This is a genomic window from Bordetella genomosp. 6 (assembly GCF_002119705.1).
In the GTDB taxonomy this organism is placed as follows: Bacteria; Pseudomonadota; Gammaproteobacteria; order Burkholderiales; family Burkholderiaceae_B; genus Bordetella; species Bordetella bronchiseptica_F.
Genome location: NZ_CP021107.1, coordinates 596989 through 621362 on the forward strand (window position 1 = coordinate 596989; position 24374 = coordinate 621362).

A 24374-nucleotide genomic window follows, 5' to 3' on the forward strand; every position below is an offset into this window, starting at 1 on the left:
TCTGAAGCTGGCTATTATCCCACTACTGCTAGGGAGCCATGCGCACGGCGGCGAAATCCAGCACGCCCGCGTCGCGGTTGGCCAGCACCGCGCGCACCGTGCCGTCGGGCGCCTGCAGCACCGACTTGCCGGCCACGATTTCGGCGCCCGCCGCGCGCCGGGCGGCCCGCCCGCGCGAGGGGCTGAACAGCAGGTCGCCGGGCTGCGCCCGCGCCAGGCCGGCCGGCGCGCTGGCCACCCGGGTGCCGGTGGGGTAGGTCATCTCGCCCAGGGTCAGCTCGCGCGCCAGCAGCCCTTCGAAGCTGGCCACCTGGAGCCGGGCGTCGAGCGTCATGTCCACTTTGAGCAGCGGCAACTGGCCGACGTCCAGCGGGTCGCTGCCTTCGGTGCGCAGCAGCCACGGGCCGGACGGGCGTGCCGCCACCCAGGCGCCGGGCGGCACGGCCGCGCCGCCGACCTCGTTGCCGGCGGCCAGGTGGCAGCCGGCGAAGGCGGGCGTGCCATCGCGCACGGCCAATTCGACCTGGTGGCCGCGCGAGCACAGCCAGCCATCGATGCGCTGGTTGCCGTCGAGCGTGACCGACCAGCCTTGCCTGCCGTCCGGGGCGGCGCCGTGGCGAACCAGGCGCGTGACGCGCAGCCCGGCCACGCGCGCCGGGACCGGGAAGTCCGCGTCCTGGAAGCTGTCCAGCCGGCCCGGTTCGGCCAGCCGCAGCTCGGTGCCGGCCGGCATGTCGATGCCATCGACGCGGCGGGCGGCCTCCAGCACGGCGCGCCGGGCGGCCAGTTCGCGCGCCTCGCGCTGCGCCTGGCGCCATTGGCTGAAATGCTGGTAGGGGAAGACGGCGCCGGCCAGCGCCAGCAGCACCATCAGCGCCGGGCCCAGGCGGCGGTGCGCCGCCAGCCAGCGGCGCGCCCCGCGGTTGGCGGCCAGCGTGACCGCCCAGGTCAGCAGGGTGCTCAGGCAGAACAGCGACAGCGCCATTGCCAGGTAGAAATTGCCGCCAGGAACGGACAGGGGAATCATGGTCGAATTATGCGCCGGGCCGGCGCCGGCGTGGCCGGCCTGTCACGAGGCGCCGTCGCGCTGGGCCAGCGCGCGATGGGCCACCACCTGCAGTTTCAGTTCGCCCAGCGCCTTGTACATGGCGTGGCGGCTGGCCTCGGGCAGGTCGTCGAGCATGCCGGTGACCCAGCTTTCGTGCGCGCGCGCCATGCGGGCGAAGGTGCGCTTGCCCTGCGGCGTCAATTTCAGCACCGAACTGCGCCGGTCGCTTTCCACCTTGGTGCGCACCACCAGTCCTTCCTTTTCGAGCTGGTCGGTGATGCCGGTGATGTTGCCGTTGGTGACCATCATGTGGCGCGACAGTTCGCCCATCTTCATGCCCTTGGGCGCGCGCTGCAGCTGCGCCATCAGGTCGAAGCGCGGCAGCGTGGTGTCGAACTCGGTGCGCAGCCGGCTGCGGATCTCCGATTCGATCAGGTTGCAGCAGGTCAGCATGCGCAGCCACAGGCGCAGCGCGTGATGGTCCTCGGGCGCGGCGCGCGTTTCCAGGTCGGGAGTGTCGATCATGGCTCAGCGGATAGAGGGGGTGGGCGGGGGCGCAAGGCCCATCAGCGCGAAGATCGCCTGCGTCAGCGCGCTGGCGGGCTCGTTCAGGGTCAGCACGATGTCGTAATGGTTGGTGCCGGGCATGGGGATATAGCGGCCCGGGTAGCCGAGCGCCTGCCAGTCGCGCAGGAAGTCGTCGCTCTGGCGCTTGAATTCGTCGGTCTCGGTTTCGCCGTAGCTGACCACGATGGGGCAGCCGCGCCGCGGCATGTGCAGGGCGGGGCTGTTGCGCTCGGCGTCGGCCGGGCTCATGCGCATCCATTCGTTGATATGGGTGTGCACCAGCGGGCGCAGGTCGAACAGCCCCGACAGCGGGGCGGCGCTGTGCACGATGTCCTCGGGCGCGCCGTATTGCCCGTGCCAGCCGCCGGCCAGCAGCGCGCCCACCAGGTGCCCGCCGGCCGAACTGCCGCAGATCGTGATGCGGGCCGGGTCGCCGCCGTACTCGGCGATATGGCGGTGTATCCAGGCCAGCGCGCGGCGGTTCTGGTCGACGATGCGGTCCAGGGTGACGGCCGGCGCCAGCGAGTAGTTGACCGCCACCACCAGCGCGCCGGCGCGGGTGAAGGCCGGCGCCATATTGCACGAATCGCTCTTGTTGAGCGCGCGCCAGTAGCCGCCATGGATGTAGACCAGCACCGGGGCGGCGCGCACGCCGTCGGCGGGGAAGATGTCGAGCAGTTCGTCGGGATGGTCGCCATAGGGGACGTCCAGCGTGCAGGGCAGCGCGTCGCGCGCCTGCTGGCTGGCCTCGGCATAGCGCTTGAGAATCGGCTGGATGTCGGGTACTGTCGCGCGTGCGTTGTATTGCACATCGAGCGCAGCGCGATCGTAATGACGGTAGATAATGGCGGCCATGGCGTGGTTTATTGGGAAAAACCCTAGACTTGTTTTGCGGAATACTTTAAACCTAAACTATGACGCACGCCAGTTCCTTGCCGCAAATTCTCGCGGCGGCCTCGGGCGCGCGGGGCTGTGGGTCCGTGCGTCGCGCCGGCGGCGGGCTGCGCACTGAAGCATCCGAATCGAACGTCTCATAAGAACACACCTGCCGCGCGCCAAGCGCAAGGAGCTTCCACCATGCGTCTCATCCCTTCCCTGCTGGCTGCCCTGGCGCTCGCGCCCGGCCTGGCCAACGCCGATCCGATCAAGGTCGGCATCGCCAACGATATTTCCGGACCGTTCGCGGCGCTGGGCGCCGAGGCGCGCGATGGATTCAACCTGGCCATCAAGGAACTGGGCGGCAAGCTGGGCGGCCAGCAGGCCGAATTCCTGCAGACCGACATGGGCGGCAACCCGGACCAGGCGCGCCAGCTGGTGACGCGCTACATCCAGCGCGAAAAGGTCGATTTCTTCACCGGCCCGATCGGCTCGAACGTGGCGCTGGCCGTGGGGCCCGCGCTGTTCGCCGCCAAGATTCCCTATCTGTCGAACAACCCCGGCCCCAGCCAGTACGCGGGCGCGCAGTGCAACAAGTTCTGGTTCGGCAACTCGTACCAGAACGACGCCTTCCACGAGGCCGCCGGCAAGGTGGCCGCCGACCGCGGCTACAAGAAGGTGTTCATCATGGCCCCGGACTATCCGGCCGGCAAGGACGCCCTGACCGGCTTCAAGCGCGGCTACAAGACCGCCGTGGCCGAGGAGCTCTACACCAAGCTGGGCCAGATCGACTACGCGGCCGAGCTGGCGCAGATCCGCGCCGCCAAGCCCGATGCGGTCTACATCTTCCTGCCGGGCGGCATGGGCATCAATTTCGTCAAGCAATTCGTCTCGACCGGCCTGGCGCAGGGCACCGCGCTGGTGGGGCCGGGCTTCTCGGCCGACGAGGACGTGATCCAGGCCGTGGGCGAACCGATGCTGGGCATGGTCAACACGGCGCAGTGGGCGCATGACCTGGACGTTCCGCAGAACAAGAAATTCGTCGAGGCCTTCCGCAAGGAATACAACGGCCGCTATCCGTCGGTGTACGCCGCCCAGGCGTATGACGTGATCATGTCGATCGACGCGGCGGTCAAGCAGGCCGGCGGCAAGGCCTCCGACCGCGACGCCATCGTCAAGGCGCTCGAGAAGGCCGACTATCCGTCGGTGCGCGGCAGCTTCACCTACGGCAAGAACCACTACCCGATCCAGGCCTATTACGCGCGCGTGGTCGAGAAGGACGGCAGCGGCCGCATCACCAACAAGCTGACCGGCAAGGTGTTCGACAAGTACCAGGACGTCTACGTCGGCGACTGCAAACTCTAGGACAGGCCGGGGCGGCGGCCGCGCGGGCGGCCGCCGCCGGCCAAACAGGCTCGCGGGCGGCCCGTCCGGGCGTGAGCGACGCGGGGGTAGTGTTTCATGACGTTTACGTTGATCGTCGAGCAGTTGCTGAACGGTCTGCAGTTCGGGTTGATGCTGTTTCTGATTGCCGCCGGCCTGACCCTGGTGTTCGGCATCATGGACATCATGAACCTGGCGCACGGCTCGCTGTACATGGCCGGCGCCTATGTCGCGGCCGAAACCATGCAGCGCACGGGGTCCTTTACGGCGGCGGTGCTGGTGGCCGCGCTGGCCACCGGCCTGGTGGGCGTGGTGCTCGAACTCACGCTGATCCGCAAGCTGGCGGTGCGCGACCACCTGGCCCAGGTGCTGGGCACCTACGCCATCATCCTGATCGCCAATGACCTGGTCAAGATGATCTGGGGGCCGGCGCCCGTCATGCTCAACATGCCGGCCGCCCTGTCCGGTCCGGTGCGCCTGCTGCCCGACCTGCTGTACCCGGCCTACCGGCTGATGATCATCGTGTTCGGGCTGGCGGCCGCCGCCGGCCTGTACTGGTTCGTGACGCGTACGCGCGCCGGGGTGCTGGTGCGCGCCGGCGCCTCCAACCGCCAGATGGCGACCCTGATGGGCGTGCGCGTGCCGCTGCTGTTCCTGGGCGTGTTCGTGCTGGGCGCGATGCTGGCCGCGGTCGCCGGCGCGCTGCTGGGGCCGGTGACCGCGGTGCAGATCGGCATGGGCGAGGAGATCCTGATCCTGGTGCTGGTGTGCATCGTCATCGGCGGCATCGGCTCGATTCGCGGGGCCTTCGTGGGCGCGCTGCTGGTCGGCATGGTCGACACCGCCGGCCGGGCCTTCCTGCCCATGCTGCTGCGCCAGGTGTTTCCGCCCGCCGTGGCTTCCAGCGTCGGGCCGACGCTGGCGGCCATCGCGATTTATGTCCTGATGGCGGGAGTGCTGGTGTTCCGGCCGGCCGGCCTGTTTCCGGCGCGCGGGTGAACCATGCATAGATCGACTCTGTGGACGCTGGCCCTGCTGGCCGCGCTGGCGCTGTTTCCCCTGGTTGCGCCGGCGCTGGGCCTGGATTTCTATATCTCGTTCGTGCGGCGCATACTGATCTACGCGCTGGCGGCCACCAGCCTCAACCTGATCCTGGGCTACGGCGGCATGGTGGCGCTGGGGCATGCGGCCTTCTTCGGCGCCGGCGCCTACGCCGTCGGCATCCTGGGGGCGGCCGGCATCACCTCGGCGCTGCTGGCCTGGCCGGCGGCGATCGCGCTGGCCGGCGCGCTGGCCTGGGTCACCGGCGCGATCTCGCTGCGCACGCGCGGCGTGTACTTCATCATGATCACCCTGGCCTTCGCCCAGATGGTGTATTACGTGTTCATCTCGCTGCGCCAGTACGGCGGCGAGGACGGCCTGAACCTGTCGGGCCATTCCACGCTGCCCGGGCTGGACCTGGCCAATGACCTGACTTTCTATTACCTGGTGCTGGTCCTGTTCGCCGTGCTCATGGCGGTATTCGGCCGCGTGGTCGGTTCGCGCTTCGGCGCCGCCTTGCAGGGCATACGCGAGAACGAGTCGCGCATGGAGGCGCTGGGCTACCCGGTGTACCGGCTCAAGCTGACGGCGTTCGTCATCAGCGGCGCCGTGGCCGGGCTGGCCGGCGCCCTGCTGGCCAACCACAACCTGTTCATCTCGCCCAGTCTCATGCACTGGACGCAATCGGCCAACCTGCTGATCATGGTGCTGGTCGGCGGCATCGGCCTGCGTTACGGCGGGGTGGCCGGCGCCGTGGTCATGCTGGTGCTGGAAGAAGTGTTGCGCCAATGGACCGAGTACTGGCACCTGCCGCTGGGCGTGCTGCTGCTGTGCGTGGTGCTGGGCGCGCCGCGCGGGCTGGTGGGCCTGGTGGGCCCCTGGTTCGCCGGCCGCGCCGGCGCCGATTCGACGAGGGCCGGAACATGAACGCGCCTGCTGCTTCCCCCGCGCTGCGGGCCGACGGACTGGTGCGGCGCTTTGGCGCGCTGGTGGCCACCGACTGCGTTTCGCTCACCCTGGCGCCGGGCGAGATCCACGCCCTGATCGGCCCCAATGGCGCGGGCAAGTCCACGCTGATCCACCTGCTGTCGGGCACGCTGCCGGCCGATGCCGGCAGCCTGAAAGTGGGCGAGCGCGACATCACCGCGCTCAATGCGCACCAGCGCGTGGCCGCCGGATTGTCGCGCTCCTACCAGATCACCAATATCTTCAAGTCGTTCAGCGTGCTGGACAACCTGCTGCTGGCCGTGCAGGCGCACGCCGGCAGCAGTTTCCGATTCTGGCGCCCGCGCGCGGCCGAGCGCGAACTCTACGATGCCGCCCACGAACTGGCGCGCCAGTGCGCCATCGACACCGGCATGCTGCATCGTCCGGCCGGCACGCTGCCGCACGGCGAACAGCGCAAGGTCGAGTTCGCCCTGGCGCTGGCGGCCCGCCCCAGCGTGCTGCTGCTGGACGAGCCCATGGCGGGCATGGGGCCGGACGAAACCCTGCGCCTGACCGAGCTGATCGAAACGCTGCGCGGCCGGGCCGCCATGCTGCTGGTCGAGCACGACATGCAGGCCGTGTTCCGGCTGGCCGACCGCATCTCGGTGCTGGTGTACGGCCGGGTGATCGCCACCGGCACGCCCGAGCAGATCCGCGCCAATCCGGAGGTGCGCCAGGCCTACCTCGGCGACGAGGAGCAGACCGCCGCGCTGGAGGGCGCCCGATGCTGAAAGTGAACGCCGCGCAAAGCGGGTATGGCGCCAGCCAGGTGCTGTTCGGCGTGGACCTGGAGATCGGCGCCGGCCAGGTGGTGACGCTGCTGGGCCGCAACGGCATGGGCAAGACCACGCTGTTGCGAACCTTGTTCGGGCAGCTGCCGTTGCGCGCCGGCTCGGTGCGGTTCGCCGGCCAGGAGATCGGCGGCTGGAGCCCGGACCGCATCGCGCGCGCCGGCCTGGCCATCGTGCCGGAGGGGCGCCAGTGTTTTCCCAACCTGACGGTGCGCGAGCACCTGACGGCCTTCGTGGCGGCGCGCAATCCGTCCATCGGCCAGCCCTGGACGCCGCAGCGCGTGTTCGAGCTGTTCCCGCGCCTGGGCGAGCGCGCCGGCAACATGGGCAACCAGCTCTCCGGCGGCGAGCAGCAGATGCTGGCCATCGGCCGCGCGCTGGTGACCAACCCGCGGCTGCTGATCCTGGACGAGGCGACCGAGGGGCTGGCCCCCAGGATCCGCGAGGAAATCTGGGCCTGCCTGGCGCGGCTGCGCGAAGCCGGCCAGACCATCCTGGTCATCGACAAATATGTCGAACGCCTGCTCAGCCTGGCCGACCACCATGTCATCCTGGAGCGCGGCAAGGTGGTCTGGAAGGGCGATTCCGCCGCGCTGGACGCCGATCGCGGCCTGTGGGAACGCTATCTGGGAGTGTAGGCGCGGCCGCGTTGCCCGACCGTTTTCCTTCCTGCGCCGGCCTGCCCGGCGCAGTGCTTTTGGGGACGGCCCGTCCCTGCGGGAAACCCGTCTTGCGAAGCCCGCCCCATGGGTATATATTTCAAGCCTAAACTATCAAGGGTTGAACATATCAGGCGCGTCCGCGCGGGACGGGGCGGCGCCTGCCACGGAGCGTGTAACGCGATGAAGATAGTCTGCCTGGGCGGTGGCCCCGCCGGCCTGTATTTCGGCCTGCTGATGAAGTTGCAGGATCCGGCCAACGAAGTGACCGTCATCGAGCGCAACCGCCCTTACGACACCTTCGGCTGGGGCGTGGTGTTCTCCGACGCCACCATGGACAACCTGCGCCAGGCCGACCCGGTATCGGCCAAGACCATCGGCGATGCGTTCAACCATTGGGACGACATCGAGATCCACTACAAGGATCGCAGCATCCGCACCAGCGGCCACGGTTTCATCGGCATCGGCCGCAAGCGCTTGCTCAACATCCTGCAGGCCCGCTGCGAGGAGGTCGGCGTCAAGCTGGTTTTCGAGACCTTCGTGCAGGACGACCAGGCGCTGGCGCGCGACTACGACGCCGACCTGGTCATCGCCGCCGACGGCATCAACAGCGTGGTGCGCACCCGCTACGCCGACACCTTCAAGCCCGACATCGACCAGCGCCGTTGCCGCTTCGTCTGGCTGGGCACGACCAAGGTGTTCGACGCCTTCACGTTCGCCTTCGTGCAGAATGAGCACGGCTGGTTCCAGGCCCATGCCTACCGCTTCGAGGACGGACTGTCCACGTTCATCGTCGAAACCCCCGAGGAAACCTGGCAATCCGCCGGCATCGAGGGCATGAGCCAGGAAGACGGCATCGCCTATTGCGAGCGGCTGTTCGCGCCGTGGCTGGACGGCCACCGCCTGATCAGCAACGCCAGGCACATGCGCGGCTCGGCCATCTGGATCCGCTTCCCGCGCGTGATCTGCCCGCACTGGGTGCGCTGGAACCGCCTGCAGACGCCGCGCGGCGAACGCGACGTGCCGGTGGTGCTGATGGGCGACGCGGCCCACACGGCGCACTTTTCGATCGGCTCGGGCACCAAGCTGGCGCTGGAGGACGCCATCGAGCTGGCGCGCTGCCTGGACGGCCGGCGCGGCGACCTGCGCGACGCGCTGCAGCACTACGAAGACGTGCGCAGCGTGGAAGTGCTGAAAATCCAGAATGCGGCGCGCAACTCGACGGAATGGTTCGAGAACGTGCAGCGCTACGCCAATCTGGAGCCCGAGCAATTCGCCTATTCGCTGCTGACCCGCTCGCAGCGCATCTCGCACGAGAACCTGCGGCTGCGCGATGCCGCCTGGCTGCAGGGATACGAGGCCTGGATCGCCGAGCGGGCGGGGGCCGGGCCCGCGCCGGGCGCGCAGGCGCCGCTGCCCATGCTCACGCCGTTCCAGGCGCGCGGCGTGCGGCTGGCCAACCGCATCGTGGTCTCGCCCATGGCCATGTACTCCTGCGTCGACGGGGTGCCCGGCGAATTCCACCTGGTGCACCTGGGCGCGCGCGCCCTGGGCGGCGCCGGGCTGGTGATGGTCGAGATGACCTGCACCTCGCCCGACGCGCGCATTACCCCGGGCTGCCCGGGTCTGTGGAATGACGAGCAGGCCGATGCGTTCGGCCGCATCGTCGATTTCGTGCACGGCAACAGCGCCGCGCGCATCGGCATCCAGCTCGGCCATGCCGGCCGCAAGGGCTCGACCCAGCTGGGCTGGCAGCAGATCGATCATCCACTGCCCGAGGGCAACTGGCCGCTGCTGTCGGCCTCGGCGCTGCCGTACCTGCCCGGCGTGTCGCAGACGCCGCGCGCCATGACGCGCGCCGACATGGACCGCGTGCGCGACGACTTCGCCGCCGCCGCCCGGCGCGCCGCCCAGGCCGGTTTCGATTGGCTGGAACTGCATTGCGCCCACGGCTACCTGCTGTCGTCCTTCATTTCGCCGCTGACCAACCAGCGCGGCGACGAGTATGGCGGCAGCCTGGAAAATCGCCTGCGCTATCCGCTCGAAGTGTTCCGCGCCGTGCGCGAGGCTTGGCCGGCCGACCTGCCCATGTCGGTGCGGATTTCGGCGCACGACTGGGTCGAGGGCGGCATCACCGCCGACGACGCGGTCGAAATCGCCCGCCATTTCAAGGCCGCGGGCGCGGACATGATCGATTGCTCGTCGGGGCAGGTCAGCCCCGACCAGCAGCCGGTGTATGGCCGCATGTACCAGACGCCGTTCGCCGACCGGGTGCGCAACGAGGCCGGCATCGCCACCATCGCGGTGGGCGCGATCTTCGAGGCCGACCACGCCAACGGCATCATCGCCTCGGGCCGCGCCGACCTGTGCGCGCTGGCGCGCCCGCACCTGGCCGATGCCGCCTGGACGCTGCGCGAGGCGGCCCGCGTGGGCTACCGCGACGTGCGCTGGCCCGACCAGTACGTGGCCGGCAAGCGGCAGCTCGAAACCAATTTCGAACGCGCCGCGATGCTGGCGCAACTGGACATCAAATGAGCACATCCACACAGGCGCTGGCCGGCAAACACGCCCTGGTTACCGGCGGCGCGCGCGGCATCGGGCTGGCCTGCGCCCGCGCGCTGCTGGCGCGCGGCGCCAGCGTCACCCTGCTGGGCCGCGACGGCGGCGCCCTGGATGCCGCCGCCGACCAGCTGGCGCGCGCCGGCCGGGTGCAGACCGTCAGCGCCGACGTGGCCGACGCCGCTTCGGTGCGCGCGGCGTTCGAGCAGGCCGCGCGCGAACTGGGGCCGGTCGCGATCCTGGTCAACAACGCCGGCCAGGCGGTCAGCCAGCGCTTCGACCGCACCGGCGAGGCGCTGTGGCACAACATGCTGGCGGTCAACCTGACCGGCACGTTCCACTGCATCCAGGCGGCCCTGCCGGGGATGCTGGATGGCGGCTGGGGCAGGGTGGTCAACGTCGCAAGCACCGCGGGCCTGATCGGCTACGCCTACGTCAGCGCCTACTGCGCCGCCAAGCACGGCGTGGTGGGCCTGACCCGCGCGCTGGCGCTGGAGACGGCGCGCAAGGGCGTCACGGTCAACGCCGTTTGCCCGGGCTACACCGAAACCGACATCGTGCGCGGCGCGGTGGCCAACATCGTGGAGAAGACCGGCCTGAGCGAGGCCCAGGCGCGCGCCACGCTGGCCGAACGCAATCCGCAAGGACGCCTGGTCAGCCCCGACGAAGTCGCCGAAACCGTGGCCTGGCTGACCTTGCCCGCCTCGGCATCCATCAATGGCCAGGCCATCGCCGTCGATGGCGGCGAAGTCATGACTGGCTGAGAACCCGAAAACGGAGACGAAATGACGCAATCCGAGGAAGTCCACACCATGAAGCACCACAAGCGTCCGTACGCCGGCTACGCCGCGCGCACGTTCCTGTGGCAGGTGTCCGACGACGGCAAGATCGCCGTCATCACGCTGAACCGGCCGGAACGCAAGAACCCGCTGACGTTCGACTCGTATGCCGAGCTGCGAGACCTGTTCCGCGGTCTGGTCTACGCCACCGACATCAAGGTGGTGGTGCTCACCGGCGCGGGCGGCAACTTCTGTTCGGGCGGCGACGTGCACGAGATCATCGGGCCGTTGACGCGCATGAGCATGCCCGAGCTGCTGGACTTCACCCGCATGACGGGCGACCTGGTCAAGGCCATGCGGGCCTGCCCGCAGCCTATCGTGGCGGCGGTGGACGGGGTGTGCGCCGGCGCCGGAGCGATGATGGCGCTGGCTTCGGACATGCGGCTGGGCACGCCGGCGGCGCGCACCGCCTTCCTGTTCACGCGCGTGGGGCTGGCCGGCGCCGACATGGGGGCCTGCACGCTGCTGCCGCGCATGATCGGCCAGGGCCGCGCCAGCGAGCTGCTGTACACCGGCCGCGCCATGAACGCCGACGAGGGCCTGCAATGGGGCTTTTTCAATGCGCTGCACGATCCGGCCGAGCTGCCGGGCGCGGCGCGGGCGCTGGCCGAACAGCTGGCCGCCGGTCCGACCTTCGCGCATGGCGTGACCAAGAAGCTGCTGCACCAGGAATGGAACATGGGCGTGGACGAAGCCATCGAGGCCGAGGCCGAGGCGCAGGCCATCTGCATGCAGACGCGGGATTTCCGCCGCGCCTATGACGCCTTCGTGGCCAAGCGCAAGCCGGTGTTCGAGGGAGACTGAGGCATGCCCGATCTATCCTGGCAGGACTGGCCCTTCTTCGATCCCCTTCACCGCGAACTGGCGCGCGAGCTGGAGGCCTGGTGCGGACCGGCGCTGGCGGCCATCGATCATCGCGACACCGACGCCGCCTGCCGCGCGTTGGTGCGCAGCCTCGGCCAGGCCGGCTGGCTGCAATACGCCGTGCCGGCCGGGCCGCAAGGCAGCTGGGGCGGGCGCCTGCCCAAGGTCGATTCGCGCGCGGTGTGCATCGTGCGCGAAACGCTGGCGCGCCACGATGGGCTGGCCGATTTCGCGTTCGCCATGCAGGGGCTGGGCAGCGGCGCGATTTCGCTGATGGGCAGCGATGCGCTGCGTCAGCGCTACCTGCCGCCCGTGGCGCGCGGCGAGGCGATCGCCGCTTTCGCGCTGTCCGAACCCGACGCGGGTTCCGACGTGGCGGCGCTGGCCTGCGAGGCGCGCGCCGACGGCGACAGCTATGTGCTCAATGGCGAGAAAACCTGGATATCCAACGGCGGCATCGCCGATTTCTATTGCGTGTTCGCGCGCACCGGCGAGGCGCCCGGCGCGCGCGGCATCAGCGCGTTCGTGGTCGATGCCGGCACGCCGGGGCTGGAGATCGCCGAGCGCATCGACCTGATCGCGCCGCATCCGCTGGCCCGGCTGCGCTTTGCCGACTGCCGCGTCCCGGCGTCCCGGCGGCTGGGCGAGGCGGGGCAGGGCTTCAAGCTGGCCATGATGACGCTGGACATCTTCCGCGCTTCGGTGGCTGCCGCCGCGCTGGGTTTTGCGCGCAGGGCGCTGGACGAGGGCCTGGCGCGGGCGCGCGGGCGCCGCATGTTTGGCCAGACCCTGGCCGACCTGCAGCTGACGCAGGCCGCGCTGGGCGACATGGCGACCGCCGTCGATGCCTCGGCGCTGCTGACCTACCGCGCCGCATGGATGCGCGACGTGCAGGAGGCGCGCACCACGCGGGAGGCGGCCATGGCCAAGATGACGGCCACCGAATCGGCCCAGGCGGTCATCGACCGAGCCTTGCAGATGTTCGGCGGCGCGGGCGTGGTGGCGGGCGCCACGATTGAGCGCCTCTATCGCGAAATCCGGGCATTGCGCATCTACGAGGGCGCCACGGAAGTGCAGAAACTGATCATCGCCCGGGAACTGCTCAAGTCCTGAGCGCGGCGAGATCCACACCATCGACACAGGGGAAACAACCATGGAACCCTCCGCACACCTGGACAGCTTTGCGCGCGACAACCTGCCGCCCGAAAGCGAGTGGCCCGAGTTCCTGCTCGACGGCCCCGACGTGGCCTATCCGAAGCGCTTCAATTGCGCCGTCGAGCTGGTCGACGCCATGGTGCGTCAGGGCCATGGAGAACGCGTGGCGCTGCGCTGGCGGCAGGGCGAGGGGGCCGAGACCATGACCTACGGCCAGCTGCAGGCGCTGACCAACCGTATCGCCCGCGTGCTGGTGGAGGACATGGGCCTGGTGCCGGGCAACCGGCTGCTGCTGCGCGGCCCCAACAACCCGATGATGGCCGCCGCCTGGCTGGGCGCCATCAAGGCCGGCATGGTGACCGTACCCACCATGCCGCTGCTGCGCGCCAAGGAGCTCAGGCAGATCATCGAGAAGGCCCAGGTGCAGGCCGTGCTGTGCGATGCCCGGCTCAAGGACGAGGCGCTGCACTGCGCCGCGCCGGGCCACGAGCACTATTGCCCCGGACTGGGCCAGGTCATGCTGTTCAACGATGACGCGCCCGATGCGCTGGACGCGCGGGCCGCGGCCAAGCCGGAGGATTTCCAGGCCTGCGACACGGCCTCCGACGACGTGTGCCTGATCGCCTTCACCAGCGGTACCACCGGCGCGCCCAAGGGCTGCATGCATTTCCATCGCGATGTGCTGGCCATGTGCGACCTGTTCCCGCGCCATGTCATCAAGCCGGGGCCCGACGACATCTTCTGCGGCACTCCGCCGCTTGCCTTCACCTTCGGGCTGGGCGGACTGCTGTGCTTTCCGCTGCGCGTGGGCGCCAGCGCCGTGCTGGCCGAGAAGCTGAGCCCCGACACGCTGCTGGCGCTGATCCACGATTTTCGCGCCACCATCTCGTTTACCGCGCCGACCTTCTATCGCCAGATGGCTGCGCTCGCGCCCAAGTACGACATCTCGTCGCTGCGCAAGAGCGTGTCGGCCGGCGAGGCCCTGCCCGACGCCACCCGCCAGCTGTGGCGGCAGGCCACCGGCATCGAGATGATCGACGGCATCGGCGGCACCGAGATGATCCATGTGTTCGTCTCGAGTCCGCCCGAGGAGGTCCGCCAGGGCGCCATCGGCAAGGCGGTGCCGGGCTACGTGGCCGAGGTGGTCGACGAGCAGATGCGCCCGGTGCCCAACGGCACGGTGGGGCGGCTGGCCATCAAGGGTCCCACGGGTTGCCGCTACCTGGCCGACGAGCGCCAGCAGCGCTTCGTCCAGCAAGGCTGGAACCTGCCGGGCGACACGTTCCTGCGCGACGACGACGGCTATTTCTTCTACCAGGCGCGCAACGACGACATGATCATCTCGGCGGGCTACAACATCGCCGGCCCGGAGGTCGAGGACGCGCTGCTGCGCCACGAGGCGGTGGCCGAGTGCGGGGTGGTGGGCGCGCCGGACGACGAGCGGGGACAGCTGGTCAAGGCCTATGTGGTGCTCAAGCCCGGCTACGAGCCGGACGATGCGCTGGCGGCGGCGCTGCAGGCCTTCGTCAAGGCCAACATCGCGCCGTACAAGTATCCGCGCGCCATCGAGTTCGTCGATGCGCTGCCGCGCACCGAGACGGGCAAGCTGCAGCGTTTCGCGCTGCGCCGCATGGCGGCGGAGGGTTGAAGTGGCCGCGCCGTTCGTCAGCGAGGTGGAGGTGCGGTTCCGGCATTGCGACCCGGCCGGCATCGTGTTCTATCCGCGCTATTTCGAGATGATCAATGATTTTGTCGAAGAATGGTTCGACAAGGGCATGGGCCTGCCGTTTCATGCACTGCACGTGGAGCGCCATATCGGTACGCCGCTGGCGTCGGTGCAGTGCGATTTCAGCGCGCCCAGCCGCTGGCACGAACGCCTGCGGCAGGAGCTGAGCGTGCGGCGCATCGGGGGAGCGTCGTTTCGCGCGGATGTGCGGTTTCTGGGGCCGGACGAACGCCTGCGGCTGTCGGCCGACCTGACCATCGTCACGGTGGACCTGCGCAGCATGCGCTCGACGCCGCTGCCCGATGACCTGCGCGCCCGCATGCAGGCGTTCCTGTCGCCGCGGGCGCGGGACGCATAACGTCTTTACACGAGGATCCATGACATGAAAATTCTGCAACCGCCGGACTGGCTCGCGCCGCGAGGCTATTCGAACGGCACGCTGACCGAGATGGCGGTCGGCTCCCGGCTGGTGTTCATCGGCGGGCAGGTAGGCTGGAACGGCCAGCAGCAGTTCGAGACCGATGATTTCGCCGAGCAGGTGCGCCAGACCCTGGTCAACATCCTGGCCATCATGGCCGAGGGCGGCGCCGGGCCGCAGCACATCGTGCGCATGACCTGGTACGTCAAGAACAAGGCGGAGTACGTGGCGTCCTATCCGGAAATCGGCCGGCACTACCGCGAGCTGATCGGCCGCCATTTCCCGGCGATGACCGCGGTAGAGGTCGCCGACCTGATCGAGGACCGCGCCAAGGTCGAAATCGAAGTCACCGCCGTGATTCCCTGACACGGCGGTTCGGGCGCCTGTCCCCGTGGGGGCAGGCACCCCACTGCCCGTCCCGTCAGCGGATCGCCAGCTCGCCCTGTTCCAGCACGGCCTTGCCGCCGACCTGGTCCTCCAGGAATTCGGTCACTTTCACGCCCAGGTGCAGCGTCACGCCGCCGAAGAAGCGCCGCGAGGCCACGATCATGGCGGTTTCCAGGGGCTGCAGCTCCTTGGCCAGGCGCGCGTCCTCGGCCTGCAGGTCCACCAGGTCGGCGCTGATCTTGGCGTGCGTCTGGCGGGCGCGTTCGCTCATGTTGTTGACGTTCTTGGCCGGGTTGTTGTGCAGGAACAGGATCAGCTTTTCCAGCTTGCCCTTTTCCTCTTCCAGCTCGCGCGTGCGCGTCTCCAGCGCGGCGCGCTTGGCGTTGGCGTGCGGATTCAGGCCGGCGCGCACCACGGTGGGAATGCCGGCCATCGAGCCCAGCGTGCCGGCGTGCACCGATTTGTACGCATGCGCCGTGCCGCCGGTGATCACGCCCTGCTGCGAGCCCGGCGGGCCGACGGTGATGGTTTCGCCGGCGGTCACCGTGCTCTGGCGGATCTCGCGTTCGGCCGCCACGTTCTTCTCGGCGCGCACTTCCGCGTTGTCGATGAAGCGCGCCTTGACCGACCCGCCGCTGGCGATGCGGGCCATGCGGTTGCCGCCGCGGCTGTCCGCGACCCCTTCGGCGCTGCCGATGATGCCGCCGTTGACGGTGACGTTGCCGCCGGCCTCGACGTGGGCCGCCTCGATGGTGCCGTTGACCACGACATCGCCGGATACCCGCACGTGCATGCCGGCGGTGATGTCGCCCTTGACGCGCAGGGTGCCTTCGAAATCGATGTTGCCCGAGCTCAGGTCCACCGCGGGCACTTCCACCAGCGAATTGACCGTGACGCCATGCTGCACCAGCATGGGCGAGCCGGCGATGGCCGCGCGCAGCAGGCCGGGGTCTTCCGGATCGATCTCCACGCCATTGAGCTTGGGGGCGAAGGGCGGGTCGGCCACGGCCGGCGGCGCGACCGGACCGCCCAGCACATCGGTGCCCGGCTGGCCCGGGGTCGCCGCGGTACGGCGCATCAGCGGCGTGCCGGCCGACACCAGGGTCAGGTTGCCCAGGTTGCGGTAATCGATGATGGCGTTCTCGTCATCTTCGCTCAGGCGGGTCTTCAGCGCATCCAGCAGGCTTTCGAAGCGCGCCGGCTCGCCCGCCTGGGGCGCGGTGCCGCGTGCAATCTCCAGGTCCTCGCAGGCGCCGCGCTCCAGGGCCTGGCGCAGCGCCTCGGGGATGAGGCCATGCACGATGCCGTGCGCCTGCAGGCCGGCCAGCAGGTCGGGTTCGCCGACCGGCTTGCCGCCCTTGGGCGGGCGCAGGCTCAGCCGCGCGCTCATGCGGTCTTCGGCCACTTCCAGCTCGAACGCGCCGTTGCGCACTTCGCCGATGCAGGCCTCGACCGGGCCGGCCGTATCGCGGCACTGCTCGATGAACACGATGGCGCTGATCTGGTCGAGCACCGTGGCCGGCCATCCGCGCGCCTGTACGGCCGCCACCAGCGTGTCCCAGGTGGGCAGCGGGTCGTTCTCGCCAGTCGGGGCATAGGCGGCCGATAGGACGCACGTCGCCTCGTCCAGCTCGAGCTGGAGCGCATTTGCGATGGTCATGTCTGTTCCTCCGGATCCGGCCCGCTGCCGCGCATCGGGGCAGGGCCGGTCGGCGATCTCATAGGTGGGTAATATGTGGAAATATCGAGTTATATTAAGCCATAGATCGTGAAATCAATCGAGCCGGGGTTTCCCTGGATTTCACGCTATGTCACTGATTTTTTTGATCCAGGACAAAAAAACGAAGCCCATCGGACCGTAACAATCCGATGGGCCGGGGCGTGCCCGTGGCGCGGGATCAGGCGCGCAGGGCGGCGAACACCTGCTCGGCGGCTTCCAGGGTGGCGTCGATGACGGCGTCATCGTGCGTGGCCGAAACGAAACCGGCCTCGAAGGCGGACGGCGCGAAGTGCACGCCGCGCTCCAGCATGGCATGGAAGAAGCGCTTGAAAGCCTCGGTGTCGCAGGCCGACACTTCGGCGAACGAGGCGGGCACGCGGTCGCCGAAGTACAGGCCGAACATGCCGCCGATGGCGTCGGCCGAGAACGGCACGCCGGCCGCGCGCGCGCGCTCCTGCAGCCCCTGGGCCAGGCGCGCGGTCTGGGCCGACAGGCGTTCGTAGAACCCAGGCTCGCCGATCAGGCGCATGGTCGCCAGGCCGGCGGCCACCGCCACCGGGTTGCCCGACAGCGTGCCGGCCTGGTAGACGCCGCCCAGCGGGGCGATATGGGCCATCAGGTCGGCGCGGCCGCCGAAGGCGCCCACCGGCATGCCGCCGCCGATGACCTTGGCCAGCGTGGTCAGGTCCGGGCGCACGCCGGTCAGGCCCTGCACGCCTTGCGGTCCGACGCGGAAACCGGTCATGACCTCGTCGAAGATCAGTACCGCGCCATGGCGGGTGCACAGTTCGCGCAGGCCGGCCAGGAAGCCTTCGGCCGGCTTGATCAGGTTCATGTTGCCGGCCACCGGCTCGACGATCACGCAGGCGATTTCGGCGCCGTGCTGGCTGAATGCTGCGTCCACCGCGGCCAGGTTGTTGAATTCCAGGGTCAGGGTGTGCGCGACGAATTCCGGCGGCACGCCGGCCGAGCTGGGGTTGCCGAAAGTCAGCAGGCCCGAGCCGGCCTTGACCAGCAGACTGTCGGAGTGGCCGTGGTAGCAGCCCTCGAACTTGATGATCTTGTGGCGGCCGGTGGCGCCGCGCGCCAGGCGGATGGCCGTCATGGTGGCTTCGGTGCCCGAGCTGACCAGGCGCACCTGCTCCAGCGAGGGCAGGCGGGCGATCAGCATTTCGGTCAGCTCCACCTCGGCTTCGGTGGGCGCGCCGAACGACAGGCCGTGGACGGCCGCTTCCTGCACGGCGCGCACGACTTCGGGGTGCGCGTGGCCCAGGATGGCCGGGCCCCAGGAACCGACATAGTCGATGTACTGGTTGCCCTCGGCGTCCCAGACGTAAGGGCCTTGCGCGCGCTGGATGAAGCGCGGGGTCCCGCCTACGGAGCGGAAGGCGCGCACGGGCGAATTGACGCCGCCGGGAATGCTGCGGCAGGCGCGATCGAAGAGTTCGGCGTTGGTGGACATGGCGAATACGGCAGGGTTAGGGGTTGACGGAGAAGGCCGCGGCGCATGCGCGCGCGGCCGCCTGAATGTCGGGCGCCTCGAACAGGCCGCTGATGACCGCGGCCGAATCGGCCCCGGCCTGGGCCACTTGCGACACGTTGGCCGGCGTGATGCCGCCGATGGCGACCACCGCCGGGCGCGGCGCGGGGCAGGCCAGCACCCGGCCGCGGGCCTCGGTCAGGGTTTGCAGCGGCGCGTGCACGGCCTCGGGCTTGGTGGGCGAGGCGAATACCGTGCCGAAGGCGACGTAGTCGGCCCCCGCGGCCAGCAGGGCGTCGGCGCGCCGCAGGTCGTTGTAGCAGGACACGCCCAGCAGCAGGCCGGCGCCCGCCTGGGCGCGCACGGTGGCCGGGTCGGCGTCGTCGCGCCCCAGGTGCGCGCCGTCGGCGCCCACGTCCAGGGCCAGCTTCCAGTGGTCGTTGACCAGGAACACCACGCCCAGTTCGCGGCACAGCTGCGCCAGCGCGCGCGCCTGCGCCGCGCGCAGGCGCTCGTCGGCCAGCTTGCGCCGCAATTGCAGCGCCGTCATGCCGCCGGCCGCCGCGGCGCGCACGGCCGCCAGCAGCCGGTCGGTATCGTCCCATTCGGGGGTGATGCCATACAGCCCGGCGGGAAAGCGCAGCGTCTTCATGACCGGGCCACGCGGTTGGGCAGGCGGCGCCCCATGCCGGGCAGGAAGCTGGCGGCGATGGTGCGTTCGGCATGCGCCAGGGCCTGTTCCACCGCGCGCGGCATTTCCATTCCCTGCGCCAGCATGGCGGCGGCGGCGATGGCGGCGACGCCGCCCGTGTCGCCGTTGCGGTCGGGGGGCGCCTGCCACGGCCAGGTGCTGGTCTGGCCGTCCGGTCCCACCAGGATGTTGGCCTGGTGGCCGGGACGCACCGGCGAACCCAGCACCAGCGCCCATTGCGCGCCGCCGGCCAGCAAGGCGTGGGCCGGCGAGGGGGCGCCGCTGGTGTCGATGCTGCCGTCGGCCTGCCACTGCGCCAGGCGCACGTGCTCGACCACGACCAGGTCGGTCTGCGGCAGCACCAGCTCCAGCGTGGCGGCCAGCAGGTCGTCGGCGTCGTCCTGGTCGGCGGCGTCCTGCGGCAGCGGCGTGCGCTGGCCCAGGTGCAGCACCAGCGGCACATGGCTGTAGTCGGCGGCAATCTGCGCGGCCACGCTGGCTGCCTCGGCCGACAGCAGCGCGCCGACCTTGATGGCCTGCACCGACATGTCCTCCAGCAGGCAGCGTGCCTGGTCGTCGAGCAATTCGGGAGCGACCGGGTGGACTTCTTCGATGCCGGCCGTGTCCTGCACGGTCAACGCGGTGACCGCGGCCAGGGCGTGGCAGCCCAGGCGGGCACAGCTGACCGCGTCGGCGGGCAGGCCATCGGCGCCGGACGGATCCACGGGGCCGATAATGAGAACGAGGGGAGGCGTAACGGAGTCCAAGACAGGAACGACGGCGAAAAAGGGGTAATCGGGCCGCATCTTGAGCTAGCTCAGACGCTCCCGGTTGTGTTTCGGTAAGATGTGCCCATTCTAATGGATGCTTGACGGACTTGCCCCGGAGGTCGGAGCAAGCGGCGGCAGTGCAAGAGAGAACTATGCGTACTTGGATGTGTCTTATCTGTGGTTGGGTCTACGACGAAGAGGCTGGCCTGCCCGATGAAGGAATTGCCCCCGGCACCCGCTGGGAAGACGTTCCGCCTAACTGGGTCTGCCCGGAATGCGGAGCGCGCAAGGAAGATTTCGAACTGATGGAAATCTGAGCACGCCAGGCCGTGCTGGCCGCGCCCGCGGCCGCCTTCGCCGGCTTGCCGCGACTGTCCCGACCACCCGCTACCAAGGGGGCTGCCATGACCGACTCACATCGCCCAGACGCCGACGACATCCCGGACGACGACGAGCTGTCGACCAATTTCTCCAATCAGTTCCTGCTGGCCATGCCCGGCGTGGTCGAGGGAAGCCTGGCCGGCACGGTCATCTACATCTGCGAGCACACCCGGCGCGGCGCGCTGGGCCTGGTGATCAACCGGCCGACCGACCTGACGCTGGCGACGCTGTTCGAACGCATCGATCTCAAGCTGGAGATCGGCCCGGTCAAGGATGAAATGGTGTTTTTCGGCGGGCCGGTGCAGACCGACCGCGGCTTCGTGCTGCACGCGCCGGCGGGCGAATACACCTCCAGCATCAACCTCGGCGAGCTGGCCCTGACCACCTCGCGCGACGTGCTGCAGGCCGTGGCCGACGGCAACGGCCCGGCCCGCATGCTGGTGACGCTGGGCTATGCCGGCTGGGGCGCCGGCCAGCTGGAAAGCGAAATGGCGCAGAACTCATGGCTGAGCGTGGGCGCCGACTCGCACATCATTTTCGATGTCGCGCCCGAAGACCGCTACCCGGCCGCGCTCAAGCTGCTGGGCGTCGACCCGGTGATGCTGGCGGGCGGCGCCGGCCATGCCTGAGGAAACCCTGCTGGCGTTCGATTTCGGCGAAAAGAAGATCGGCATTGCCATCGGCAATACCCTGACCCGCCAGGCGCGCCCGCTGGAGATCATTTTCTCGGAGACGCGCGCGGCGCGCTTTGGCCGCATCGGCCAGCTGCTGCAGGAATGGCAGCCGCAGCGCGCCGTGGTGGGCCTGCCGCTGACCCTGGACGGACAGGAGCAGCCCGCCAGCGCGCGGGCGCGCCGCTTCGCCAACCAGTTGCATGGTCGCTTCGGCCTGGCGGTCGAGCTGGTCGACGAGCGCGGCTCCAGCATGGAGGCCCAGCAGCTGCTGGGCACGCATGCCGCCGACGATGCGGTCGCCGCGGCCGTCATATTGCAACGTTACCTGGATACCCTGCCGCAGCCCTGACCTGCCGCTGCCCATGCTCAATCCCCAACTCAATCGCCACGGCGAACTGATCCACCTGCTGTCCACCGAAGGCCTGCCGCGCCGCATCATCGAGCAGATCCTCGACCTGGCCGCCACCTTCGTGCCGGCGTCCGGGCAGGAATTCCCCAAGCTGCCCCTGCTGCACGGCAAAAGCGTGTTCAACCTGTTCTTCGAGAACTCCACCCGCACGCGCACCACCTTCGAGATCGCCGCCAAGCGCCTGTCGGCCGACGTGGTCAACCTGAACATCGCCGCGTCGTCCACGTCCAAGGGCGAATCCCTGCTCGATACCATCGCCAACCTGTCGGCCATGCAGGCCGACCTGTTCGTGGTGCGCCACGGCGCCAGCGGCGCGCCGTACCTGATCGCGCAGCACGTGGCGCCCCATGTCCATGTCATCAACGCGGGCGACGGCCGCCACGCGCATCCCACGCAGGCCTTGCTGGACATGTACACCATCCGTCACCACAAGGGCGATTTCAACCAGCTGACGGTGGCCATCGTCGGCGACGTGCTGCATTCGCGGGTGGCGCGCTCGGACATCCACGCCCTGACCACGCTGGGCGTGCCCGAAGTGCGCGTGGTGGCGCCGGCCACGCTGCTGCCCGAGGGCCTGGCCCGGATGGGCGTGCGCGTCTGCACCGACATGGACGAAGGGCTGCGCGACGCCGACGTGATCATCATGCTGCGCCTGCAGAACGAACGCATGCGCGGCGCGCTGCTGCCGTCGGCGCACGAATACTTCAAGCACTACGGCCTGACGCCGGCCCGCCTGGCGCTGGCCCGGCCCGACGCCATCGTCATGCATCCCGGGCCGATGAACCGCGGTGTCGAGATCGCCTCCGAAGTGGCCGACAGCGGCCAGGCCGTGATACTGGACCAAGTGACATTCGGCATCGCGGTGCGCATGGCCGCCATGAGCCTGGTCGCGGGAGTACGGCCATGACGGCGCGCACCGTGCATATCGCCGGCGGCCGGCTGATCGATCCGGCCAGCGGCGCCGACGCCCGCGCCGACATTTACCTGGCCGACGGCCGCATCGCCGCCATCGGCCAGGCGCCGGCGGGCTTCCAGGCGCAGCGGCATATCGACGCGCGCGGGCTGGCCGTGCTGCCGGGCCTGGTGGACCTGTCGGCGCGCGTGCACGGCGGCGGGCACGCGCCGCTGGCCTCCGAAATGCAGGCGGCGCTGGCCGGCGGCGTGACCCGGCTGGTCGTGCCGCCGGATACCGACCCGCCGCTGGACGAGCCGGGCCGGGTGGAAATGCTGCGCCACCGCGCTCACCAGGCCGACCAGGCACGGCTGCACCCGCTGGGCGCCCTGACCGAGGGCCTGCGCGGCGAACGGCTGACCGAGATGGCGGCCCTGGCCGAGGCCGGCTGCGTGGCCTTTTCCCAGGCCGGCATGCCGGTCGCCGATACCCGGGTGCTGTGGCGCGCCATGCAATACGCGCGCACTTTCGGGCTGGCATTGTGGCTGCGGCCCCTGGACCCGTGGATGGGCCGCGACGGCGTGGCCGCGGCCGGCGCCTATGCGTCGCGGCTGGGCCTTGCCGAGGTGCCGGTGCAGGCCGAGACGCTGGCGCTGCACACGATTTTCGAACTGCAGCGCGCCACCGGCGCGCGCGTGCACCTGATGCGCCTGTCCAGCGCCGCCGGCGTGGCGCTGGTGCGCGCCGCGCGCCGCGAGGGCCTGCCGCTTACCTGCGACGTGGCGGCCCACCAGATCCACCTGACCGATGTGGACATCGGCTTTTTCGACAGCCGCTTCCGTCTCGACCCGCCGCTGCGCGGTCAGCGCGATCGCGATGCGATCGTCGCCGGGCTGGCCGATGGCACCATCGATGCCGTCTGTTCCGACCACAGGCCCGTCGGTGATACCGGCAAGCTGCTGCCGTTCGCCGAGGCCGAGGCGGGCGCCAGCGGCCTGGAGCTGTTGTTGTCGCTGACCCTGAAATGGGCGCAGCGCGAACGCGTGCCGCTGGCGCGGGCGCTGGCCCTGGTCACCAGCGCGCCGGCGGCCATCCTGCGCGCCGCCACGGCGGCGTTGCCGTCCTGTGGCGAACTGGCGGCGGGCGCGCCGGCCGACCTGTGCCTGGTCGACCTGGAAGCCGACTGGATCGCCGCGCCGGCCGCCATGCACAGCCGCGGCGCGCACACGCCGTTCGCGGGTATGATGCTGCCCGGCCGTGTACGGGCGACCCTGGTGGCGGGGCGCACGGTCTGGGAGACCCCTGCTTGAAACTGCTGCGCTTCGTTTTTCGCGTGTTCCTGGTGGTGCCCTGGGTGCTGTTCGGCCTGCTGTGCGTGACCCTGGTGTACCGTGGGCTGCGCCAGGACCAGCGGGCCCGGCTGAACCGGTACTGGTCGGCGCGCCTGATGCGGCTTTGCGGCATTGCCGTGCATGTGCGCGGCGCGCCGCGCCTGCAGGGCGGCGTGCTGTGGGCCGCCAACCATGTCTCGTGGATCGATATCTTCGTGGTCAACTCGGTGCGCGCGACGTCGTTCGTGGCCAAGAGCGAGATCCGCGCCTGGCCGGTCATCGGCTACCTGGCCGCCGGCGCGGGCACCTTGTTCATCGACCGCACGCAGCGCCACGCGGTGCATGCCATGGGACAGTCCATCCATGACTGCTTCGCCCGCGGCGATGCCGTGGGCCTGTTTCCCGAGGGCACCACGACCGAAGGCTTTTCGACCCGCCCGTTTCACGCCAGCCTGTTCGAGCCGGCGCGCGCCGAAGGCGTGGATATCCAGCCGGTGGCGCTGCGGTTCATGCATCGGGGCCAGCGCAGCGGCTTTGCCGCGTTCGTCGGCGAGGAAACCCTGGTGGCCAATCTGTGGCGGGTATTGGGGACGACGGGGCTGGCGGTGGAGGTGGTGTTCCTGGAGCCTCTGCCTACGCAGCACGCCGAAGGGCATCAGCCGACCCGGCTGGAGCTCTCGCACATGGCGCGCAACGCGATCGCCGGCGAGCTGTAGCCGGACCGGG

Annotated in this window: 25 protein-coding genes; 18 read left to right on the plus strand and 7 right to left on the minus strand. The window is 69.7% G+C overall.

Features of this window, described 5'->3' with window-relative positions:
- Positions 1 to 28: 28 nt before the first annotated feature.
- The 3 genes from CAL11_RS02845 to CAL11_RS02855 are packed head-to-tail and all read right to left on the minus strand — an operon-like array spanning position 29 to position 2470.
- Positions 29 to 1027, minus strand: a complete 999-nt coding sequence (locus CAL11_RS02845) for a hypothetical protein (RefSeq protein ID WP_086092091.1) — start codon at positions 1025 to 1027, stop codon at positions 29 to 31.
- Positions 1028 to 1069: 42 nt separating this feature from the next.
- Positions 1070 to 1573, minus strand: coding sequence for a MarR family winged helix-turn-helix transcriptional regulator (locus tag CAL11_RS02850; protein WP_003815019.1), 504 nt, complete (start codon positions 1571 to 1573; stop codon positions 1070 to 1072).
- 3 nt (positions 1574 to 1576) lie between these two features.
- Positions 1577 to 2470 carry an alpha/beta hydrolase gene (locus CAL11_RS02855; protein WP_086092092.1) on the minus strand — a complete coding sequence of 298 codons (894 nt, stop codon included), beginning with the start codon at positions 2468 to 2470 and terminating at the stop codon, positions 1577 to 1579.
- A 222-nt stretch (positions 2471 to 2692) separates the two neighbouring features.
- On the opposite strand from CAL11_RS02855, the gene CAL11_RS02860 reads away from it, so the two are divergent.
- The 12 genes from CAL11_RS02860 (at position 2693) to CAL11_RS02915 (ending at position 15279) form a co-directional block, all read left to right on the plus strand.
- On the plus strand, positions 2693 to 3856 hold the full coding sequence (locus tag CAL11_RS02860) for an ABC transporter substrate-binding protein (RefSeq protein WP_086092093.1): 1164 nt from the start codon (positions 2693 to 2695) through the stop codon (positions 3854 to 3856).
- A 96-nt stretch (positions 3857 to 3952) separates the two neighbouring features.
- Positions 3953 to 4873 (plus strand): branched-chain amino acid ABC transporter permease, encoded by a 921-nt coding sequence (locus CAL11_RS02865; protein WP_033461580.1) that lies wholly within the window; start codon positions 3953 to 3955, stop codon positions 4871 to 4873.
- Positions 4874 to 4876: 3 nt separating this feature from the next.
- On the plus strand, positions 4877 to 5842 hold the full coding sequence (locus CAL11_RS02870) for a branched-chain amino acid ABC transporter permease (protein ID WP_086092094.1): 966 nt from the start codon (positions 4877 to 4879) through the stop codon (positions 5840 to 5842).
- Entirely contained in the window at positions 5839 to 6633 is a 795-nt protein-coding gene (locus CAL11_RS02875; protein WP_068927239.1) for an ABC transporter ATP-binding protein, read from the plus strand. Before CAL11_RS02870 ends, CAL11_RS02875 begins: the two co-directional genes overlap by 4 nt.
- Positions 6627 to 7331: an ABC transporter ATP-binding protein gene (locus tag CAL11_RS02880; protein ID WP_068927236.1), complete on the plus strand. Its 705-nt coding sequence runs from the start codon at positions 6627 to 6629 to the stop codon at positions 7329 to 7331. Before CAL11_RS02875 ends, CAL11_RS02880 begins: the two co-directional genes overlap by 7 nt.
- A gap of 204 nt (positions 7332 to 7535) precedes the next feature.
- A complete protein-coding gene (locus CAL11_RS02885) occupies positions 7536 to 9887 on the plus strand; it encodes a bifunctional salicylyl-CoA 5-hydroxylase/oxidoreductase (RefSeq protein WP_086092095.1) in 2352 nt (783 codons plus the stop codon).
- Positions 9884 to 10675 (plus strand): SDR family NAD(P)-dependent oxidoreductase, encoded by a 792-nt coding sequence (locus CAL11_RS02890; protein WP_086092096.1) that lies wholly within the window; start codon positions 9884 to 9886, stop codon positions 10673 to 10675. Before CAL11_RS02885 ends, CAL11_RS02890 begins: the two co-directional genes overlap by 4 nt.
- Positions 10676 to 10696: 21 nt before the next feature.
- A complete protein-coding gene (locus CAL11_RS02895; protein WP_033461566.1) occupies positions 10697 to 11554 on the plus strand; it encodes an enoyl-CoA hydratase family protein in 858 nt (285 codons plus the stop codon).
- A gap of 3 nt (positions 11555 to 11557) precedes the next feature.
- Positions 11558 to 12727 (plus strand): acyl-CoA dehydrogenase family protein, encoded by a 1170-nt coding sequence (locus tag CAL11_RS02900; protein WP_086092097.1) that lies wholly within the window; start codon positions 11558 to 11560, stop codon positions 12725 to 12727.
- 40 nt (positions 12728 to 12767) lie between these two features.
- Positions 12768 to 14417, plus strand: a complete 1650-nt coding sequence (locus tag CAL11_RS02905) for an AMP-binding protein (protein ID WP_086092098.1) — start codon at positions 12768 to 12770, stop codon at positions 14415 to 14417.
- A gap of 1 nt (position 14418) precedes the next feature.
- Positions 14419 to 14853: an acyl-CoA thioesterase gene (locus tag CAL11_RS02910; RefSeq protein WP_086092099.1), complete on the plus strand. Its 435-nt coding sequence runs from the start codon at positions 14419 to 14421 to the stop codon at positions 14851 to 14853.
- A 24-nt stretch (positions 14854 to 14877) separates the two neighbouring features.
- Entirely contained in the window at positions 14878 to 15279 is a 402-nt protein-coding gene (locus tag CAL11_RS02915) for a RidA family protein (RefSeq protein ID WP_033461560.1), read from the plus strand.
- Between the two features lie 55 nt (positions 15280 to 15334).
- Here the strand turns inward: CAL11_RS02915 and CAL11_RS02920 are convergent, their stop codons facing one another.
- The 4 genes from CAL11_RS02920 to CAL11_RS02935 all read right to left on the minus strand — a co-directional run bounded on the left by CAL11_RS02920 (position 15335) and on the right by CAL11_RS02935 (position 19997).
- The gene (locus CAL11_RS02920; RefSeq protein ID WP_033461557.1) at positions 15335 to 16960 is read right to left on the minus strand and encodes a DUF342 domain-containing protein; all 1626 of its coding nucleotides are present in this window, start codon (positions 16958 to 16960) and stop codon (positions 15335 to 15337) included.
- Between the two features lie 238 nt (positions 16961 to 17198).
- Positions 17199 to 18482: a glutamate-1-semialdehyde 2,1-aminomutase gene (gene hemL / locus CAL11_RS02925; RefSeq protein WP_086092100.1), complete on the minus strand. Its 1284-nt coding sequence runs from the start codon at positions 18480 to 18482 to the stop codon at positions 17199 to 17201.
- 16 nt (positions 18483 to 18498) lie between these two features.
- Positions 18499 to 19152, minus strand: coding sequence for a thiamine phosphate synthase (gene thiE, locus CAL11_RS02930; RefSeq protein WP_086092101.1), 654 nt, complete (start codon positions 19150 to 19152; stop codon positions 18499 to 18501).
- Positions 19149 to 19997: a bifunctional hydroxymethylpyrimidine kinase/phosphomethylpyrimidine kinase gene (locus CAL11_RS02935; RefSeq protein ID WP_033461553.1), complete on the minus strand. Its 849-nt coding sequence runs from the start codon at positions 19995 to 19997 to the stop codon at positions 19149 to 19151. Before CAL11_RS02935 ends, thiE begins: the two co-directional genes overlap by 4 nt.
- A 116-nt stretch (positions 19998 to 20113) precedes the next feature.
- Between CAL11_RS02935 and CAL11_RS02940 the strand changes: the two genes are divergently transcribed.
- The 6 genes from CAL11_RS02940 to CAL11_RS02965 all read left to right on the plus strand — a co-directional run bounded on the left by CAL11_RS02940 (position 20114) and on the right by CAL11_RS02965 (position 24364).
- Entirely contained in the window at positions 20114 to 20278 is a 165-nt protein-coding gene (locus CAL11_RS02940) for a rubredoxin (RefSeq protein ID WP_003814980.1), read from the plus strand.
- Between the two features lie 87 nt (positions 20279 to 20365).
- Entirely contained in the window at positions 20366 to 20971 is a 606-nt protein-coding gene (locus CAL11_RS02945) for a YqgE/AlgH family protein (RefSeq protein WP_167382441.1), read from the plus strand.
- Positions 20964 to 21365 (plus strand): Holliday junction resolvase RuvX, encoded by a 402-nt coding sequence (gene ruvX, locus CAL11_RS02950; protein ID WP_003814967.1) that lies wholly within the window; start codon positions 20964 to 20966, stop codon positions 21363 to 21365. Before CAL11_RS02945 ends, ruvX begins: the two co-directional genes overlap by 8 nt.
- Positions 21366 to 21378: 13 nt before the next feature.
- Positions 21379 to 22332: an aspartate carbamoyltransferase catalytic subunit gene (locus tag CAL11_RS02955; protein ID WP_086092103.1), complete on the plus strand. Its 954-nt coding sequence runs from the start codon at positions 21379 to 21381 to the stop codon at positions 22330 to 22332.
- Positions 22329 to 23627, plus strand: coding sequence for a dihydroorotase (locus CAL11_RS02960; RefSeq protein WP_086092104.1), 1299 nt, complete (start codon positions 22329 to 22331; stop codon positions 23625 to 23627). Before CAL11_RS02955 ends, CAL11_RS02960 begins: the two co-directional genes overlap by 4 nt.
- Entirely contained in the window at positions 23624 to 24364 is a 741-nt protein-coding gene (locus CAL11_RS02965; protein ID WP_086092105.1) for a lysophospholipid acyltransferase family protein, read from the plus strand. Before CAL11_RS02960 ends, CAL11_RS02965 begins: the two co-directional genes overlap by 4 nt.
- Positions 24365 to 24374: the final 10 nt, after the last annotated feature.